Annotated in this window: 17 protein-coding genes and 1 pseudogene; 8 read left to right on the top strand and 10 right to left on the bottom strand. The window is 40.1% G+C overall.

What is annotated here, in order from left to right:
• From KCG35_RS20870 to KCG35_RS20900, 7 genes and pseudogenes are all read left to right on the top strand, one after another.
• Positions 1-284, top strand: a pseudogene (locus KCG35_RS20870) (hypothetical protein); the annotation flags it as partial.
• 20 nt (positions 285-304) lie between these two features.
• A complete protein-coding gene (locus KCG35_RS20875) occupies positions 305-952 on the top strand; it encodes a YHYH protein (protein WP_215821802.1) in 648 nt (215 codons plus the stop codon).
• 355 nt (positions 953-1,307) lie between these two features.
• Positions 1,308-1,997 carry a response regulator transcription factor gene (locus KCG35_RS20880; protein WP_215821803.1) on the top strand — a complete coding sequence of 230 codons (690 nt, stop codon included), beginning with the start codon at positions 1,308-1,310 and terminating at the stop codon, positions 1,995-1,997.
• Entirely contained in the window at positions 1,994-3,265 is a 1,272-nt protein-coding gene (locus KCG35_RS20885) for a sensor histidine kinase (RefSeq protein ID WP_215821804.1), read from the top strand. The genes KCG35_RS20880 and KCG35_RS20885 overlap by 4 nt, the downstream gene beginning before the upstream one ends.
• 200 nt (positions 3,266-3,465) lie before the next feature.
• Complete coding sequence (locus tag KCG35_RS20890) at positions 3,466-4,707, top strand: efflux RND transporter periplasmic adaptor subunit (protein WP_215821805.1); 1,242 nt, start codon at positions 3,466-3,468, stop codon at positions 4,705-4,707.
• Between the two features lie 11 nt (positions 4,708-4,718).
• Positions 4,719-7,862 (top strand): efflux RND transporter permease subunit, encoded by a 3,144-nt coding sequence (locus KCG35_RS20895; RefSeq protein WP_215821806.1) that lies wholly within the window; start codon positions 4,719-4,721, stop codon positions 7,860-7,862.
• A gap of 23 nt (positions 7,863-7,885) precedes the next feature.
• Entirely contained in the window at positions 7,886-9,280 is a 1,395-nt protein-coding gene (locus KCG35_RS20900; protein WP_230409302.1) for an efflux transporter outer membrane subunit, read from the top strand.
• A 91-nt stretch (positions 9,281-9,371) separates the two neighbouring features.
• Here the strand turns inward: KCG35_RS20900 and KCG35_RS20905 are convergent, their stop codons facing one another.
• Both KCG35_RS20905 and KCG35_RS20910 read right to left on the bottom strand, forming a co-directional pair.
• A complete protein-coding gene (locus tag KCG35_RS20905) occupies positions 9,372-9,767 on the bottom strand; it encodes a GNAT family N-acetyltransferase (protein ID WP_215821808.1) in 396 nt (131 codons plus the stop codon).
• A 230-nt stretch (positions 9,768-9,997) separates the two neighbouring features.
• Positions 9,998-10,483, bottom strand: a complete 486-nt coding sequence (locus KCG35_RS20910; RefSeq protein WP_215821809.1) for a GNAT family N-acetyltransferase — start codon at positions 10,481-10,483, stop codon at positions 9,998-10,000.
• A 130-nt stretch (positions 10,484-10,613) separates the two neighbouring features.
• Here KCG35_RS20910 and KCG35_RS20915 point away from each other — a divergent pair, with 130 nt between their 5' ends.
• The gene (locus KCG35_RS20915) at positions 10,614-10,871 is read left to right on the top strand and encodes a hypothetical protein (protein WP_215821810.1); all 258 of its coding nucleotides are present in this window, start codon (positions 10,614-10,616) and stop codon (positions 10,869-10,871) included.
• Between the two features lie 264 nt (positions 10,872-11,135).
• Here KCG35_RS20915 and KCG35_RS20920 read toward each other — a convergent pair whose 3' ends face one another.
• The 8 genes from KCG35_RS20920 to KCG35_RS20955 all read right to left on the bottom strand — a co-directional run bounded on the left by KCG35_RS20920 (position 11,136) and on the right by KCG35_RS20955 (position 18,196).
• Complete coding sequence (locus KCG35_RS20920) at positions 11,136-11,621, bottom strand: pilin (RefSeq protein ID WP_215821811.1); 486 nt, start codon at positions 11,619-11,621, stop codon at positions 11,136-11,138.
• Positions 11,618-12,466 (bottom strand): hypothetical protein, encoded by an 849-nt coding sequence (locus KCG35_RS20925; RefSeq protein ID WP_215821812.1) that lies wholly within the window; start codon positions 12,464-12,466, stop codon positions 11,618-11,620. Before KCG35_RS20925 ends, KCG35_RS20920 begins: the two co-directional genes overlap by 4 nt.
• A gap of 71 nt (positions 12,467-12,537) precedes the next feature.
• Positions 12,538-12,825: a YdeI/OmpD-associated family protein gene (locus tag KCG35_RS20930; RefSeq protein ID WP_215821813.1), complete on the bottom strand. Its 288-nt coding sequence runs from the start codon at positions 12,823-12,825 to the stop codon at positions 12,538-12,540.
• A gap of 403 nt (positions 12,826-13,228) precedes the next feature.
• Positions 13,229-13,477, bottom strand: a complete 249-nt coding sequence (locus KCG35_RS20935) for a hypothetical protein (protein ID WP_215821814.1) — start codon at positions 13,475-13,477, stop codon at positions 13,229-13,231.
• Positions 13,478-13,826: 349 nt separating this feature from the next.
• Complete coding sequence (locus KCG35_RS20940; RefSeq protein WP_215821815.1) at positions 13,827-14,483, bottom strand: leucine-rich repeat domain-containing protein; 657 nt, start codon at positions 14,481-14,483, stop codon at positions 13,827-13,829.
• Positions 14,470-14,958: a hypothetical protein gene (locus KCG35_RS20945; protein WP_215821816.1), complete on the bottom strand. Its 489-nt coding sequence runs from the start codon at positions 14,956-14,958 to the stop codon at positions 14,470-14,472. Before KCG35_RS20945 ends, KCG35_RS20940 begins: the two co-directional genes overlap by 14 nt.
• A gap of 2 nt (positions 14,959-14,960) precedes the next feature.
• Positions 14,961-15,956 (bottom strand): DUF6402 family protein, encoded by a 996-nt coding sequence (locus KCG35_RS20950; protein ID WP_215821817.1) that lies wholly within the window; start codon positions 15,954-15,956, stop codon positions 14,961-14,963.
• Entirely contained in the window at positions 15,953-18,196 is a 2,244-nt protein-coding gene (locus KCG35_RS20955) for a type VI secretion system Vgr family protein (protein WP_215821818.1), read from the bottom strand. The genes KCG35_RS20950 and KCG35_RS20955 overlap by 4 nt, the downstream gene beginning before the upstream one ends.
• Positions 18,197-18,320 lie beyond the last annotated feature (124 nt).

The following is an 18,320-nucleotide window of genomic DNA, read 5'->3' on the forward strand; positions in this document are numbered from 1 at the left end:
TATTTATTACCCTAGCTTTTTGTTTTTCCTGCTATTCATTCAAGATATTTGCTTACAGTCAGCCAAATTTATTTATATTGAATCCCGCATTTTATGATAGTCAGAATTTTCTCTCTGATATCAAACTCACCCACTGCACACTACAGAATAAAGTGAAAAGTCTTTGTTTTAAACTTAGCGTTAAAAGTACGCCGATTGAAGACGGTCCCTACTGCCCCAAAACAATTAATGAAGTCGGCGGCATCCCTATGATGGCCCCACAAATCCAGGCTTACGTCTATTAGATCGAGCCTTATTTGAAGATATGGAGAAAGATGGCTTCGATATTATTGATGAGGATGGAAATATTCGATATCGACTGATAGACACTCGTGATAAGCCTTTAAAGTCAGATTATGCTTACTGTATTGAAGCCATCAAAGACTTAAGTTTAAAACTGCATTACTTTATACCTGCCCTGCCCCGTTTTGCCGCCGAACCTAACTCAATGGAAGGCGCTGTCAATATTGTAGGTCTGTCATTTAATGGTGTACCTATTAACGGTACCCCTCCATCCGTCATTAATGGTATACCAAACGCACCTTCAGGTTTACCTGCACTTGATCCTTGTGGGGGACATATTAATGAAGGCTTTTACCACTCTCATATTTTTCCTGAAACGATTAATGCTAAATTAAGAAAAAACAACATTATTGCAGTGAAATGTGAGGCTATATACCAAAAATTTGATAGCGAACTTATTGGCTATGCTATGGATGGGTTCCCCATTTATGGATCCACGGATTTATTTGGTAAAGTCCCCGATAATCTGGATCAGTGCAGTGGTCATGTTGCTTCAACCCTACATTATCCTTGGGGAATTTATCATTATCATGCCGTGAGTAATGATCCTGTAAATATTCCACGCTGTTTAAAAGGTGAGCTAGCTGAACAGGTCCTCATTGTTGAGTAATTTTTTTGTAAAGCTTAATTTATAAAACTTAAATAGATCAGCAATCACATTACCGCTTTATATAAAATAAACCACCAAGGATTTTTAAAACACAGCCTAGCACGGAATTACCAAAGCCAGACTTTTATTAACCTTTTGTTAACCATCCTCCTTTTAAAGTGCACTGGATATTAACAGCACTTTAAACCTTCACTACTCTAAAAATGATTCGTGAAGGGTATATAACGATCATAGTGAACCTCTCAAAGGTTATGGTACGACGTTTTAAGATCATATACCCTTTATCAATGAGAGCTGAACAGATTCAGTTAGCTTCAGCTTCTGTAACGCCGACTCAAGAGAAAGTCAAAATCACATGTTAACGGTATTATTGGTGGAAGATGATCGGGATTTAGCCGATACCCTGATTCAGTATTTAGCATTAGAAGACATTAGCTGTGATTACGCCAGTAATGGCGTAGCAGGCCTGGAACTGATGTCGCAGCATCATTATGACGCCTTATTACTAGACTTGAATCTTCCCCGACTCGATGGCCTATCTGTCTGCCAGCGGCTACGAACAGCAGGAGATGATACGCCAGTATTGATGTTAACCGCTCGTGATCAAATCAACGATAAGCTACTCGGCTTCGATGCGGGTACTGATGATTACCTGGTTAAACCTTTTGAAATGCAGGAGCTTGTGGCTCGTGTTCGTGCACTTGCTAAGCGACGTAGTGGACAAGTGCGTAAACTGAGTTGTGGAGATTTAAGTATGGATCTCACCAATAAGACATTAACACGCCAAGGACAACAGATTAAGCTCTCACCTACTGGATGGACCTTACTTGAAACCTTATTACGCGCATCGCCTTCAGTGGTTTCACGAAAACAATTGGAACAGGCATTGTGGGGTGATGAAATACCCGACAGTAATAGCCTAAAAGTCCACTTATTTCATTTACGCAAAGCCATTGATATGCCTTTCGATACCCCTTTACTTCATACCATTGCCCGACAAGGATTTGCCATTAAAGCGAGTAATGAGCATAAGGAGAAACAATGAAGCGCGGGCTCAGCTTAAAGTGGCTCGTGGTAATTGCCTTCTTGGTGCAAGGGTTAATTCTAGTTGTGGGCTATTCCTTTTTGACTGCCCATTACTTAATTCAAGGTATGGATAATATTGTTACCAGTAACATGGAGCAGGTCGCTCATCATTACCTAAAGCAAGCCGCGAATGACAGCTCAAAAAGCCCAAAACAATACTACGACTATGTAGTTACCTCACAGTGGTCAGCGTTACCCAAGGAGGTAAAAAGTCTCTTTAAGCAGTCTGAAATTATTCCTAACAAACTGTTTAAAGCCCATTTACCTGAAGAAAGCCCACCCAAGGTAAAGTTTTTATTTCATGCCATTATTCAAAACCAAAAAGTTTATGTTGCCTACAGTATTTCTCGTAGTACAGCCTCAGCCCTAACACTGCAAAACATTTCCAGTGATTTCCGAACCCTGATCATGATTAGTATGCTGAGTGCTTTGTCTTTAGCCGTCATCATTCTGTTACTCAGCTGGCGTTTAGGCCGTCCTATTACTCGCCTGGGAGAGTGGGCCCGAACCCTTGCCTCTGACAAGCTTCATCAACCCACACCTAATTTTAATTACCCAGAACTTAACGCATTTGCCGAGTTGATTCGCAGTAACCTGAAATCTGTTCAAGAGACTACAGAACGAGAGCAGCGTTTTCTTCGTCATACCAGCCATGAATTACGCACCCCCATTACCACCATTCGCAGTAACGTGGAACTGTTAAAAAAACTGGATGCACAACAAAATCAGCATCACAGCCAAGCTGCTATTGATCGTATTGATCGTGCCAGCCTGACGATGAAGCATCTGACAGAAACACTGCTATGGCTACATCACGACCGGGCAGAAAGCCTGCCTATGACAGAATGTCAGCTCAATGTAGTTATACAACATCTGGTGGATGATATGCGCTACCTGTTAGCGTCAAAACACATCTCGCTAAATGTGAAAACACAACCCTATACCCTTTATTTACCAGAAGCTGCAGCGCGCATTGTCCTGGGAAATTTAATTCGTAATGCCTTCCAGCACACTTGGGAGGGTAGCGTTAGCATTATTCAGCAGCAAAACACTGTACAAATCATTAACCAGCAACTTCCTTCCTCAGAAAAAGAGGATCTTGGGTTTGGCTTAGGCCTACAATTAACAGAGCGATTGTGCCAACGCTTGGATTGGTACTATCGAAATGAACAGCAGGCAAATGGCCATTTCGTAACATTAGTTTTCCCAGACCCCAAGCAAGCTTAATTCACTCATCAAACATTTATCCAACCAGTTAACCTTCTATTAACCCACCCATCTGTACATTGCTAACGTAAACTCGTGACCATGCCATTTCGGCTCATGGCTTGCGATGGTAGTCATGTCTAAGTTGGTGAAGCAGCTCAACACCAGTGCTGATTAATCAACCTGGCAGCGTTTTAGTCTAGTCAGAGAAGATTTTGCCCATGTCACTTAACGTCAGTACCTACTCCGGGATTAGCCGGCAACTGTTTCTTATACCGCTGTTGATGCTTGCTTTAAGCGGCTGTTCAGAACAGGATTCAGCACCTGCTGCAGGTCCTGGTGCTGGACCTGGCGCCATGCCAACCTCAGAAGTTAGTGTGGTGACACTAAAAGCCCAAGCACTCCCTGTCACGGTTGAATTGCCAGGACGCACTCAGGCTTATCAAACCTCAGATGTCCGCCCACAAGTCAGTGGTATTTTACAAAAACGCCTGTTTACTGAAGGACAAGCAGTTGAAGCAGGCCAAGTGCTTTATCAAATTGATCCAGCGTCCTATCAAGCAAGCTATGATAACGCCAAAGCAGAGCTGACTCAGGCTAAAGCTTCAGTCCAAGCGGCACAGCCCAAAGCAGAGCGCTACCAAAGGCTGGTCAAACAAGGTGCTGTCAGTAAACAAGATAAAGATGAAGCCGTTGCTAAGCTGAGAGAAGCCGAAGCGGCAGTAATAGCAGCAGAAGCGAAACTGCAAAGTGCCAAAATCAACCTGGAATATGCACAAATTAAAGCACCTATTTCAGGTCGTATTGGTAAGTCCACAGCAACCCCTGGTGCTTTAGTAACAGCAGACCAAACAGGAGCACTCACCACTATTAATCAATTAGACCCCATCAATGTCGACCTCAGTTATGCCAGTGTAGATGGCCTTAAACTTCAGCATCAGCTGGATTCAGGCAAACTAAAAAAACAAGATGGCAAAGTTAAAGTTAAGTTAACGCTAGAAGATGGCTCTGATTACAGCGAAGAAGGCTCGTTGGAATTTATAGGTAATGCCGTTGATGAAACAACAGGCACTGTAGAATTACGCGCTATTTTTAATAACCCCAAATACCGATTACTTTCTGGAATGTATGTTAATGCCATTTTGTATGTGGGTATTAATGAGCAAGCGCTATTAATCCCCCAACAAGCTGTTTCACGTAACTCAAAAGGTGAAGCTACGGTATGGGTGGTGGCAGATGACAACACTGTAAAACAACGCGTTATTACTACAAGTAAAGCGATTAAAGACCAATGGCTGGTCAGTTCAGGCTTAAAAGCGGGTGAGCGTGTCATTGTCGAAGGGATACAGAAAATTAGAACTGGCCAAACCGTTAAAACTGTGACGTTTGAGCAGGATGATATTGCTGTGGCAGAAAGTACATCCACAGAAAATTCAGCCAAAGACGATCAGCTAGCGAATTAGGAGTAGTATTCATGGCTCGATTTTTTATTGACCGACCGATATTCGCCTGGGTGATCGCCATTACCATCATGCTAGGCGGCATGTTATCTATCTTTAGTTTACCGCTCAAGCAATACCCGGATATCGCACCGCCCACTATTTCTGTAAGCGCAACTTATACAGGTGCTTCAGCGGAAACCGTACAAAACTCTGTTACACAAATCCTTGAGCAGCAGATGACAGGGCTGGATAACCTGCTTTACATGTCATCGTCAAGCAGCTCGTCAGGTAGTGCAAGTATCACCTTAACGTTTGCTGCGGGTACTGATGCCGATACTGCACAAGTCCAGGTGCAGAATAAAGTATCCCAAGCTGAATCCATGCTACCAGACGCGGTTAAAAATACGGGGGTCACCGTGTCCAAATCCGGTGGTGGCAGTATGTTTATGGTCCTGGCATTCACTTCTGAAGATGGCAGTATGAGTGACACTGACATTGCGGACTATATGGTATCCAGCATGCAAGACTCCATAAGTCGTGTCAGTGGCGTGGGCAGTGTCAATGTATTTGGCTCTGAATATGCCATGCGTATCTGGCTTGATCCAGAAAAAATGCGCAAATATGAGCTGATGCCTTCGGATGTTACCCAAGCTATTTCAGAGCAAAACACTGATGTTAGCTCTGGTGCATTAGGCGATTTACCCAATGTGAATGGTCAGCAGCTTAATGCCACCGTTACCTCCCGAAGTAAGTTACAAACAGTAAACCAGTTTGAAGCCATTGTGCTTAAGTCTGAGACCAATGGTGCCACAGTATATTTACGTGATGTCGCCAATATTGAGCTAGGTGCAGAAAGCTATAGTTCATCCGCTAAGTTTAATGGTAAGCCTGCAGCAGGTATGGGCTTAGAACTCGCAACAGGGGCTAATGCCCTGGATGTTGCTGAAGCAGTCAAAGCCAAATTTAAGACTTTAGAGCCTTACTTTCCTGAAAGCCTGAGCTATACCATTGCTTATGACACCACCCCTTTTGTAAAAATTTCTATCGAAGAGGTTGTACAAACACTGCTTGAGGCTATCGGCCTTGTCATATTAATCATGTTCCTGTTCCTACAGAACTGGCGGGCCACACTGATTCCAGCTATTGCCGTCCCTGTCGTACTTCTGGGTACATTTGGCGTATTAGCGCTACTCGGATACTCCATCAATACCCTGACAATGTTCAGTATGGTACTCGCCATTGGTCTGCTGGTGGATGATGCCATTGTAGTCGTGGAAAACGTCGAGCGGGTGATGTCAGAAGAAGGTCTTTCCCCCCGTGATGCTACCCGTAAATCCATGGGCCAGATAACAGGTGCCTTAATCGGGATTGCCATGGTATTAACTGCGGTATTTATCCCTATGGCCTTTTTTGAAGGATCAACGGGTGCTATCTATCGACAGTTTTCCGTCACTATTGCGGCTTCTATGATGCTGTCTGTTGTGGTGGCCTTAACCCTAAGTCCGGCTCTGTGTGCCACGCTATTAAAGCCCATTAAAAAAGGTGAACATACCTCATCTAAAGGTCCATTAGGGCGCTTTTTTTCTTGGTTCAATAATACCTTTAACCGTAGTGCAAACCGTTACCGCAATGGCGTTAAACATGTGGTAAACCATCCTAAAACCAGCATGCTGTTCTACTTTGCCATCATTGGCGTCATGAGCCTGCTGTTCATGCGACTACCCACCTCATTTATTCCTGAGGAAGATCAGGGCATGTTGATGGTTATGTACAATGCTCCAGTTGGCGCTACACAGCAGCGTACACAGCAAAGTATGGATAAAGTCGCTGAATATGTACTCCAACAACCTGAAGTGGAAGGGATATTCAATGTCGCAGGCTTCAGTATGGCTGGTAGCAGCCAAAACTCTGGGATGGGATTTATCAAACTTAAAGACTGGAGTGAACGGGAAGCCTCTGCACAAGAGATTGCAGGCCGTATTACCCAAAAAATGATGGCAACGATTAAAGATGCTCAAGTCTTTGCTGTTCCCCCACCTGCTATTGCGGGCCTAGGCACCAGCTCTGGTTTCACCCTGCAGCTACAAGATCTTGGTGGTAATGGGCATGAAACCCTGGTTGAAGCCAAAAACCAGATTCTTGAATTAGCTGCTAAAAATAACATGCTCACATCCGTTCGTTATAGCGGACTGAATGATGCCCCCGTTTACCAAGTTGATATTAATGACCAGAAAGCAGGTGCACTTGGCCTGTCATCCTCCGATATTAATGACACATTATCTACCGTATTAGGCAGCCAATACGTCAATGACTTCATCAATAAAAGCCGGGTGAAAAAAGTGTATGTGCAGGGTGATGCATCTGCGCGAATGCTGCCACAAGATATAAAGCGTTGGTATGTCCGTAATAATAAAAGCGAAATGGTGCCCTTTTCAGTTTTCTCCAATGGCAAGTGGAGCTATAAACCGCAAGTTCTGAGCCGGTTCAATGGCACCGAATCCATGGAAATAACAGGAAGTGCAGCCGCGGGTGTCAGTTCTGGTGTGGCCATGAATGAGATTGCCAGCTTAGTCAGCCAGTTGCCTGATGGCATCAGTTACTCCTGGTCTGATATGTCTTATCAGGAGCAAGCTGCTGGCTCACAAACCTGGCTGCTCTACGCTGTATCCCTGGTATTTGTATTCCTGTGCCTAGCGGCACTGTACGAAAGCTGGTCAATTCCTGTTTCTGTCATTATGGCTGTACCTGTAGGTATTGTGGGTGCCCTACTGGCCACGTGGTTACGTGATTTATCCAACGATATTTACTTCCAGGTTGGGCTGTTAGCCACCATGGGCTTAGCCGCGAAAAACGGTATTTTGATTGTTGAGTTTGCCAAAGACCTTGAGGAAAAAGGTGAGTCATTACTCTCTGCTGTCCTGCAAGCTGCTCATCAGCGACTTCGTCCCATTATCATGACCTCTTTGGCCTTCCTACTGGGTGTACTACCCATGGTCATCAGCACAGGCGCTGGCTCAGGTGGTCGTCATGCCTTAGGTACAGGGGTGTTGGGTGGAACACTATTTTCCACGCTGTTAGGTATTTTCTTTGTTCCCCTGTTTTACATGGTTATTCGCTCTCTATTTGCCAGAAAGCCTAAGAATGAAGCAGTTTATACTCCGGAGGCTGAAGTATGAGACCTCTATATAAAGTCTGTAGCATGTTACCAACCTTAACCTTAGCGGGGTGTATTAGCCTCGCGCCAGACTATCAACGCCCAGAGTCTCCAGTAACAACTGAATGGCGTGATACTAAGGCAGCACAACAAGGGTCTGGCGTTACCACGAAACATAACGATGTTGCTTCGATTAATTGGCAGAATCATTTTCAAAACCCCAAATTACGCCAGGTAGTTTCCCTGGCACTTGAAAATAACCGTGACCTTCGCATTGCACTACTCAATATTGAGCAGGCCCGTGCTCAGTACGGCATTCAACAAGCTGATTTATGGCCATCCATATCAATCAGTGGTAACAAAACGGCATCACGTACACCTGCCTCTAATAACAGTGGCAGTGCAACAATCAGTCATCAATATGAAGCAGGGGTAGGCTTTAGCAGTTATGAATTAGACCTGTTTGGACGCATCCGTAGCTTAGAAGATGAAGCTTTACAGTCATTTTTGTCTACCGTGGAGACTCAGCGCAGCACCCGCATAAGTTTAATTGCCGAAGTCGCAAACAGTTGGCTAACACTGGCAACAAACTTAAAACTACAAGCACTGGCTCAACAGACGCTGAACAGTCAATTATCTACACTTAAACTGACGCAGAAAATGTATAACCAAGGCGTAGCCTCAAAACTGGATTTAACTCAAGTACAATCCAGTGTTGAAAGTGCTCGTGTTGATGTTGTGGCTTATCAGTCTCAAGTAGCACAAGATCGAAATGCGCTGGAATTATTAGTAGGTAGTAGAATTGAAGACACCCTTCTACCATCTACTCAACTTAATAAACCTATTGCGTTAGCGCCAATTCCTGCAAACCTAAACTCCAATGTGCTATTGAAACGACCGGATGTGCTTGCAGCCGAGCATAGTTTAAAAGCAGCTAATGCGAATATTGGCGCAGCACGCGCCGCTTTTTTTCCAAGTATTTCACTAACAGCCTCTGCGGGCCAAAGCAGTAATCAGTTAAATGACTTATTCAACAGCAACAATAGGACCTGGTCTTTCACACCCAGCATTAGTCTTCCTATTTTCAATGCGGGGAGTTTAAAAGCTTCTCTAAAAGAATCTAAAATTAAACGAGATATTGCTGTTGCAGAGTATGAGCAAACTATCCAAACAGCATTTAAAGAAGTTGCAGATGTGCTAACGATACGTGCTTCATTAGATGCACAAATGAAAGCCCAAAAAGCATTAGTCAAAGCAAATTCAAGTAGTTTTAGCTTATCCACTTCACGTTATCGCAATGGTTTAGATAGCTATCTTGATGCCTTAGATTCACAACGAGAATTGTATAGTGCTCAAAAATCACTCATTTTATTACAACTAACAGAGTACAGTAATCGAGTGACGTTATTTAAAGTACTTGGAGGAGGTGCTGATGCATAATATCTTCTTATCCATGCATACAAAATCACTCTGTCATACATCGTAACTTTATTCACAAATAATTCGACTACCACTCACATGAGTAGTCGAATTATTTGTGAATATACATGCCTTCACTCTCAGGCCTGCTAAATTTAAATCCAAACTTTTGATAAAGCTCAGGTACATCTGCCATTAGTGTGATATATGCGCCTTTTGGAACTGATTTATCAAGGTAGTTCATAATATGTTCCATTATTTTTCGCCCTAAACCTTTACCTTGATGTTCTGGATCAACGGCAACATCCACTATCTCAAGGTTTAGAGCACCATCTCCCACAATACGCCCCATAGCAATAGGTTTTCCATTACACAGAATATGAACACCATAAATACTATTTGGTAGCGCTTTTACGGCAGCGTCTTTTGTTCTGGGCGTTAAGCCTGTAATTATTCTCAACCGAAGAAAGTTTTCGACATCAATAACTTCCTCAATAATGGTGTACATTTTCCCTCCTCAATGAATAATTCTTGATATTAGCTATAGTTTAATTTTTTTCGCAAGGAAATAATTGTTTTATGTTTTTATCGATATGCAAACAAAGCATGCTTACTGCATATTTGTAAACCTTTAACTTCAAGCGTATCGACAAAAGTATCACAAGGCCACTGAAAGAGATAACTACCAGAAAAAAGTTTGTGACTAATGCCTTTGGATCAACAATGAATAACTCAAAGCTAAGTTTTCTTAGCAGGAAATTTACGAGCCCAATACCACCATTTACTTGTATCTAAATTATCTAAATTATCTAAAGCCAGAGTATACTCATAACCAATATCAGCTTCTCTCGTCACTTTAAAACCTAACTTTTTATGAAAGACTACCGAACGCTTATTCACTTTAAAAACATTACTGACAAGAATCTTTGCTTTTACGCTTATTAAATGCTTAATTATCTTATAAAAAAGCTCAATAAATACTTTTTTATGTCTACAACTTGGGTGTATTACAAACATCAAAACAAACCATCTGCCTTCACCAAGATCTTTAAGTGTTGCGTACGCCAAGAGCTTTTTATTGTTATAAACATCAAAAAGACAATCTGTTTTCTTAGCACTTCCTAATGAACCAAGGTACACTTTGTCATCAATAGGCCTACCAGCTTCAATTGAAATACTATTCAAGGTAAGCTTAGTCAAATCAAGGTATTCTTTCATATTCATTCAACATCTGACTTTTATCTAAGCCAAACAATACCAAATTTCAGCTACAATTAACATTAGGATTTTCTTATCAAACTCAGACAATATCTTTGCATATCAAAAAACTAGAAAAAATTTAAGTTATAACACAATGAACAAACAAGAAAAAACAGCCTTCATTGGTGCAACCATTTATATTTTGCTTGCAATTGTTTCCACAGTTGACATTTTCTTTACAACCATTAAAAATGAAGGGGTAATTGGTCTTATTGCCGCATTTTGGATAAGCAAGCTTTATATTATAACCATACCATTTTCGATTATTATATCTTATAAAATCCTTTCACGGAAAAAACATCGCCTATTTTACTACTCATTATCTTTTTATTATTGCCTATATGGGGTATAAGCAACCTTATTTACACACAGACGGTTTTAGCAATTATGATTGAGACTCAAACCATTTTTTCAGTATTAGCATATACTAAATATGCTGTTTTATTTTTAGGGATTCCATATTTTATCTCAACTTCCAGCAGAAGCAAAAAATACTAGACTACATAACACTCTATTTAAAAAACACTAACATATTATTAGATAGGTAAAGGGTTAAGTCATTTTATTAAAAAAATTTAATAAGCTTCTATCTGTACAAGTGCAACAGCATATAACTTTAGTATTTACCACGACATACTGATGGCAAAAATTCTTTTGCTAAGTCTGTCTTATTGTTCCCGATGGCTTCCATGCCAGTTACAGCTTCATCATACCCACATAGCCAAGCAATTGGACTCTTTGGACTTTCCTTAACGACTGCAGGTCTAAAAGATAAAACCTTCCCTTGAAGTGGTTTTGATGCTTTATTACCCAACGTTACATGTATGGCGCCAGACTCTACAACAACGCCAGTAATTCGATTACCAATTATATAATTTGGCTTAGGAATCCCAGCCATTTCATTATTTAAGGGAAATTCCAGATGCTCAACATAATAGCGGGTTATATTTTCTCTTATCGTGCCTGCCATACTCAAAGCTTCTACTACCTCACTTCTTTGAACATACACTTGATATGCAGGTAAAGCCACAGATGCTAATATTCCAATTATTGACACAACAATCATTAATTCTATTAACGTAAATCCTGTAGTATATTTCATAGTATATCTCCAAGAATAGATAAAGGTGAATAGGCACTGACTAAGAAAAAGAATATCGCAACCACAACTACCAGTGCTACTACGGTAGACATTAATTTCATTTGCCTCTCACAATTCTCCAAAATAGATTGCATTTCTATTTCAATTAATTCTTGCATTTCTTTTGAGATACACATTTTTGACTTATTAATCGACTGAAGGTGAGAAACAATTTGATCATCACTCTCTTTTTTTGCCCCACTAAAGAAAAGTATTGGAAACCGTAATATTTCAATAATCCTTTGATAAGACTCTCTTACACTTCGAAACATTAAAAATTTTACTATAAAACTATTCTCAATCCCGACAGTAAACACAAACAGTTTTTTCATTTTAAAGGCAATTACAAATGAAAAAACCAACATTACTGAAATAACTAAAACAACGTGTTTCCAGTACTCTTGATAAAACAACAAATGACTAGGAATTGATATCTTAAAGTTCTCAAACACTTCTAAAAAAGACGGAGCAACTTTAAGTTGGTAGATTCCAACCAAAATACAAAAAAAGAATGTAACAAAACCAAGATAGCCGATAACTCGCTTAAATCTCATCGGCAATTCAAACTGATTAACAAGGTTCAAACCTTTATAAATTTCTATTATATCTAGAGCTTTTTGCTTATCTTGGATGTTACCAATCTCATCCAATATTTTTCTAGGCCAACTATCAATTCTTATTTTACTACCATATAAGTCACATGATTTTTCACTTTCAATTCGGCTTAAGCAAGTCGAAATTTTCTCCTGTTCTTTATAATCAACACTTGCTTTTCGGCATATATATCCAAACCTTTTCCATGCCATAGTTTTTCTCTTCCTTAAATTCCCTTTAAACGATATGTTCTTCAGTAAAATGATTTGGTAGCTGTATTTTTTCAGTATTGCTTTTTAGTGAATTTATTAATCCCATCTTTCTTTCGATGAGGACACCCAGGCCAGCAGCAAGGTCGGCGCTTCCCTTCTTTTAATTCACTCCTCGCTCTTTCTATTCGTCGCTGTCTTGTATCGAGTTTTTTGGCATCATCAATCCAGCAAATCCACTCATTACGAGCGATAGGTGTTATGTCCTCCCATATCAACAAAGCATTTCTATCGTCAGCAAGGGCTTTTTCCAAGTCTTCTGGAACACTATGAACCACTCCATCGGAAATTTTTTTAAACATATTAATTTTTGACTAACAAGTTTAACCCCTAAACATGACTAACACCCCACTTTGTTGCAATTTTGAAACACAGAAGGTAGTTAGCACGATAGTGTCCCTTGCTATTCAGCGACACTCTAGTGACTCTTTCTTAATATCCTAATACTCTACTTTAGTCAGGCTAGTCTGCTACAGCAAGACTTTATGCATCACTGATGTATAATGAACAATATGGAGTGAATATAGGGTCAAGTCCTTTGTTCGTAACAGAGATACCTTTTACTGTGAACCACCAAGTGATTTATGACTTACTGATGCTAGCAGCTAGTTAATAAAGCTCTTGTATTTTGTATCGTAATCTTCAAGATCAAACAAAAGTTGCAAACTGAAATACGCTTTAGCATCATCCTCAGTAAAGTACCAATCAACGCCCCCCCATTGCCCCATCATCAACAATATCGCTTTCAGCTATTAGTTTGCCTGTTTGATTATCATACAACTTGGCATAGACTCTATACTCAGATACTACATAAATCTCAACTTTAAACCTTTCATTTTGACTAACATCTTCCCAACCATAAGAAGCAAACCCTTTCTCAGCCCATTTGATAAAGAGCGCGATAAAGCATACAACAAGGAGAAAAACTAAAAACCTGCGCTTATTAGTTTGCATAAAAGTCCTAATGTTAATAATACCCACAGCGATGGGTATACCACTATTAACAGCTAACTATTCACTGCTAATGGTGTAGAGGTATTAACCCTATTATTCCTGCTCCAACGAAAACAAATGCACTCAAAACAAAAATAACCATAATCAACATAGGTAAAAGCTTTAAAACTATACTCTTTTCTTTTCTATTACGAACGAGACAAACCAATACCACACAAAAAAGGCTTAAAAACAAGAAAAAAGCAATGCAAAAAAATTCAAACCCATACTTATCAAAAAAATCTATAACAGGTAATAAATGCACTAACAGTGCTAAAAAAACCAAATGTAGAGTTTTTTCACCATATAACTAATACTTTATATTTATATTAAAATACTCAGCATCCTTTCTCATATCATCATCACTTTTACTTTTATAAGGATAAATATCATAATACTGAAAGTAGTGCTCTTTAGTCACTTCTATATCTTTTATATTATTATCACTCGCATCAATGTAATAAATATCCTTATTATTAAGAATATTGACAGATTCAAGTTTATTGCCATCTACCAGCAGTTGCTTCAGATTAATATTCTTGGATATATCAATCTCAGCTAGGTTATTATTAGATAACCAAAGCTGTTCCAGCTCAGTATTTTTACTCAAGTTAATAAATTCAATTTTATTACCTGAACCCCAAAATACTTTTAGCACTTCATTACCTGAAAGATCTACATGCTTAATTTCATTATCAGTTAGCTTCAGTTCTTCTAGCAACGAAAACTTCTTTAACTCATCAACATGCTTTATGCCTTGTTTCCAGCATGTTATTTTTGTTACTTCCTCTGTTCTTTTATAATTATACTTCTCAATACACTTCTTAAAGTTTTCATCCTTAAACTTAATGCTAGCAATAGGCTCTGATATTACTATTTCAGGAGATGAATCACATCCACTAAGGCTAATAACCACTACTACCATGACAGCAGATAACATATTGGCTTTTAGGTTACTCACTTTCATCTTCAGCCTTTTTATATTCATCTTTTAAAAGAATTTCATCAATCGAATCCCCACGCAAGTCTAATCTATCAAACAAATAGCTAAACTTATGTTTTGTTATAAAACAATTTGCTTCAGGGTCTAACAGCTTTATTCTATAACACTTTAAATTAAAACCATAATCTTCAGGAAAATCCGCACTGATATAGTTTTTATTCCACCAAGTAGCACCTTGGTAATAGCCCATTATCTCTGAATCAGCTATATACTCTCCAGTTAAGTCATTATATAGCTTTACATATGTATACTCTCGCGAATCTCCAAATAGCAACCAAGGAGTATAAGACTCAACCCGATAAACTTGATTTGGGCTTATCACAACAGAATGTCGAACAGCCAGCCCTTTTTCAGCCCACTTGATAAAAATATAAAAAAGCACTACTAAAACAGCTATAAAAAATAGTGGTTTTTTTATTAAAGCAGAAATTTTTTTCATGATTACCATAAAATATCTCGACAATCATTCTCTGTATTTTCTAAATCTTCTTCATCATAATCACTAATACAATCAAAAAGATTAACTATTGAGCCTGGTTGATCATGTACATCAAACCAAGCTACATCTGAAAATAGAACAAAGTCACCTCCTACTTGGCGTGCTTCTCGCCAAGCATTAAAATGTTGGTTAAACACAGCAACAAAACCTTGCTTTGCATATTTCTTTTTGCTTTCAAATAGGATTGGTGAAAGGATTCCCAGTTGCGGTCCACTTACCCCCGGAACATACCAGTATTCGCCACCAAAAAACTCTGTTGTTTCTACTTTATTTAAACACCTTTCCTTATTCCAAACACCAAGAAAATTACTAGGAGAGTATGTTGCAATTGTTTTATCAGCCAAAGTAAAGTCATATGTATCTTTTATATAAAACCCAACTTTTTCTATATAAAAAAGGTGCTTTTTAGCAACACCAGATACAGCAATATTTAATGTACCTTTCCCTATTGCGCCATACATGTCATCTATAGTGTCTATAGCTTTACCAAAATACCTAAAGTTTACTTGTGCGCTATCATGAATTTGATCCACAGACTTATCTTCACTTTCTAAGATTAACTCTGGAACATCTGGCGTCCAACCTAACATTTTGAGACGTCTAACTAACAATCTTATACCTGCTCTGGATTTCCATCCTAAAAATAGCTCTTCCATTGCCTTTTGAACTTGTGGGTATTGCAAAGCCCATTTCATGGTAATTACATCAGTACACTTGTGATCTCTTGGTAACGCAGAAGCGTCAATCTTGCCAGATCTAGAGGCATTATCCATAACCCAAGCTTTACCAGAAAACCAACGCCTCATTAGCTTTGGCCCCATAACCCAGCCCATATTATCCATTGCAGCAGGTATATCGGTAATTGCAAAAGAGTCATATTCAACTGTTTTGCCTTTAGTATTACTAACAGGGCTTGTTACGGATTTTGCAATACTCATGGTTTTATTACTGGCTCCATTTGAATAACATAATCAAGCGTTAAATCTTCTGGTGTATTAGAAGTATGTTTTTTGGTATAGCCTTGTTGATTTGTTTTTTCTTCAACGGGTTTACCTGCAGCAGTAAACTGATAATAAAACCCAGTTAAAGGCATCTGCGTAGTAAGCTCGATAATTTCAAAGTGCTCATCATAAGCACATTGTTCACTAATGTTATTCGTTGACATTTGCCCTATCGGGCTTGTTAATTCCTGCTCTTTATTCCTTGATGATGACTTCGATTTTTTCCTTAAAGGTTCTTTCCGCAAAGGATTCCCATCATCTGCTTCCTCAGCCAGACCAGGACGTTCAGGGGTAATGATATTCACCGGTAGCGGTTGTCCTGATGGACCTTGTACATTTATGGTCTTACCATCAATAAACACACCTTCCTGAGTAATCGTGATAGAGCTACCACCGGCCACAAAGGTAATTTCCGTATCCGATTCCAAGACTACTTTATCACCGGATTTAAAGTTCATATCTTTGGCTTCAATCCGGTGCTCTCCATCAACATTTAAATGACGGGTATCCAATACGGTTTCGTGATAATCCCCTTTCACTGCCCGCTCATGGTTTTGATCAACTTTAATGTGTTGGTCTTGCTTTATATGTTTGAAGTCATGTTGATAAATTGTAACCGTATTATCGCCCACAACATGCTCACGCCGATCATTTTTAATGCGAACATCCAGGTCTTTTTCTGCCGTGATCATAATTACTTCTTGGTCTTTTTTATCCTCGAACGTAAATTCATTAAAACCACCACCACCTGGAGTTGAATTTGTTTTAAAACCCAAGCGGGTTTTATGATCAGGTAATTTATACGGCGTTTGGTGTTTGCCATGATAAACAACACCCGTTACCACAGGGTGGTTCGCATCACCATTTAAATAGTCGATGGTCACTTCCTGCCCGATTCGCGGAATCACCATACTGCCCCATTGCGGCCCAGCCCAGGTTTGCATGACACGTACCCAGCGCGAGGAGTTTTCATCCAGCTTCCCTTCACGATCCCATTTAAACTGAACCTTTACCCGGCCATATTCATCGGTATAAATTTCTTCACCTGCGGGTCCAGTGACAACTGCCGTTTGTTTACCCGGCATTTTAGGAGCTTTATGTCGTTGCTGAGGACGGTACACTGTGGCTTTTGGTGTAAATACGCCACGTGAACGATAATATGCCCCCTCGCCCACAGCATATTCATCCGAACCTTGTGGTTGCCGCCCTTCATGGATGACTTGGGTGATGATGTAAGCTTTATTAATGACTTTGACAGGATGATCAGTGATTGCAGCGGTATACCCAGGAATCATCGTTCGGTAAGTACCACCGGCTGTGACAATTTCCTTTTTAGTTTGATGCATTTCACACCGAATCCGCGCATAACGCTGACCGGCTTCAATGGTCTTATAACCACCAGGGTAAATATTCTCTACAGCGTTGGCGTCACCTAAGGTATGTTCCACTTCCAGGTTTAAACTGGGTTTGTGAAAATTGTAGTCCCGCATGACTACCTTACCAATGGTACGGCTCACACTCTGTTTTAACGAATCCAAACAGTCTTCATCAGGCACCATGCCGGTTTTCATGTGAAAGGCCAGTGTGTCACCCACAATGGGTTCCAGGCTTTCATTACGGTCAACAAAGATCAATTTATGGCTGTCAGCGGTGTGTTCGAAGTAATAAAAAATACCTTCTTTTTCCAACAGGCGGGATACAAAATTGAGATCAGACTCATTAAATTGGACGATATACGTCTCTTTTTCATAGTCTTCCGTTAAGCGAAACTCAAAGTCGATGCCTTTTTGAAATTCAGCACGAACCAGAACCTGCTCAACAATTTCCGGCACGGTGAGCTTTTGATAAGTGCGACAGTCTTCACGGTATTGCAAAAACCACAGTTTAGGCACGATTTTAACAGCATATTCGGTATAACGATTACCTGGACTCGCTTCGACCAAAGAAGCCACCAGCCCATGGATAACTCGATCCTCGTCTTCGCCCCGAATGGTGATACAAGCAGGCTTACGAATAAGGTTTAAATTACCCAGCTCTGGATGACGACTGACCAAGCTAAGCTCAATACTGTACGGGTCTGAGATCCCTTCAACACCATTGATCTCCGTCACCAGCAATTCTGCATGGCATCCGCTGATCTCCAATAAAAATACACTGCGATTGGCACCCAATTTCATGACTTCGCCTTACAATCAATAACTGGTCGCTATTGTAGGCGAAAGCCATGAGGAGCTAAGGAATGGACGTCACAAGGCTACGATCTGTTACAAGACAGGATTTATAAAGGACCCGCTTACAGGG

Source organism: Zooshikella harenae, from assembly GCF_018837975.1.
Lineage (GTDB): Bacteria > Pseudomonadota > Gammaproteobacteria > Pseudomonadales > Zooshikellaceae > Zooshikella > Zooshikella harenae.

Coding starts and splice junctions, on each gene's coding strand:
- KCG35_RS20875 (WP_215821802.1), top strand. CDS start 305: ATGGAGAAAGATGGCTTCGATATTATTGATGAGGATGGAAATATTCGA.
- KCG35_RS20880 (WP_215821803.1), top strand. CDS start 1,308: ATGTTAACGGTATTATTGGTGGAAGATGATCGGGATTTAGCCGATACC.
- KCG35_RS20885 (WP_215821804.1), top strand. CDS start 1,994: ATGAAGCGCGGGCTCAGCTTAAAGTGGCTCGTGGTAATTGCCTTCTTG.
- KCG35_RS20890 (WP_215821805.1), top strand. CDS start 3,466: ATGTCACTTAACGTCAGTACCTACTCCGGGATTAGCCGGCAACTGTTT.
- KCG35_RS20895 (WP_215821806.1), top strand. CDS start 4,719: ATGGCTCGATTTTTTATTGACCGACCGATATTCGCCTGGGTGATCGCC.
- KCG35_RS20900 (WP_230409302.1), top strand. CDS start 7,886: ATGTTACCAACCTTAACCTTAGCGGGGTGTATTAGCCTCGCGCCAGAC.
- KCG35_RS20905 (WP_215821808.1), bottom strand. CDS start 9,767: ATGTACACCATTATTGAGGAAGTTATTGATGTCGAAAACTTTCTTCGG.
- KCG35_RS20910 (WP_215821809.1), bottom strand. CDS start 10,483: ATGAATATGAAAGAATACCTTGATTTGACTAAGCTTACCTTGAATAGT.
- KCG35_RS20915 (WP_215821810.1), top strand. CDS start 10,614: ATGAACAAACAAGAAAAAACAGCCTTCATTGGTGCAACCATTTATATT.
- KCG35_RS20920 (WP_215821811.1), bottom strand. CDS start 11,621: ATGAAATATACTACAGGATTTACGTTAATAGAATTAATGATTGTTGTG.
- KCG35_RS20925 (WP_215821812.1), bottom strand. CDS start 12,466: ATGGCATGGAAAAGGTTTGGATATATATGCCGAAAAGCAAGTGTTGAT.
- KCG35_RS20930 (WP_215821813.1), bottom strand. CDS start 12,825: ATGTTTAAAAAAATTTCCGATGGAGTGGTTCATAGTGTTCCAGAAGAC.
- KCG35_RS20935 (WP_215821814.1), bottom strand. CDS start 13,477: ATGCAAACTAATAAGCGCAGGTTTTTAGTTTTTCTCCTTGTTGTATGC.
- KCG35_RS20940 (WP_215821815.1), bottom strand. CDS start 14,483: ATGAAAGTGAGTAACCTAAAAGCCAATATGTTATCTGCTGTCATGGTA.
- KCG35_RS20945 (WP_215821816.1), bottom strand. CDS start 14,958: ATGAAAAAAATTTCTGCTTTAATAAAAAAACCACTATTTTTTATAGCT.
- KCG35_RS20950 (WP_215821817.1), bottom strand. CDS start 15,956: ATGAGTATTGCAAAATCCGTAACAAGCCCTGTTAGTAATACTAAAGGC.
- KCG35_RS20955 (WP_215821818.1), bottom strand. CDS start 18,196: ATGAAATTGGGTGCCAATCGCAGTGTATTTTTATTGGAGATCAGCGGA.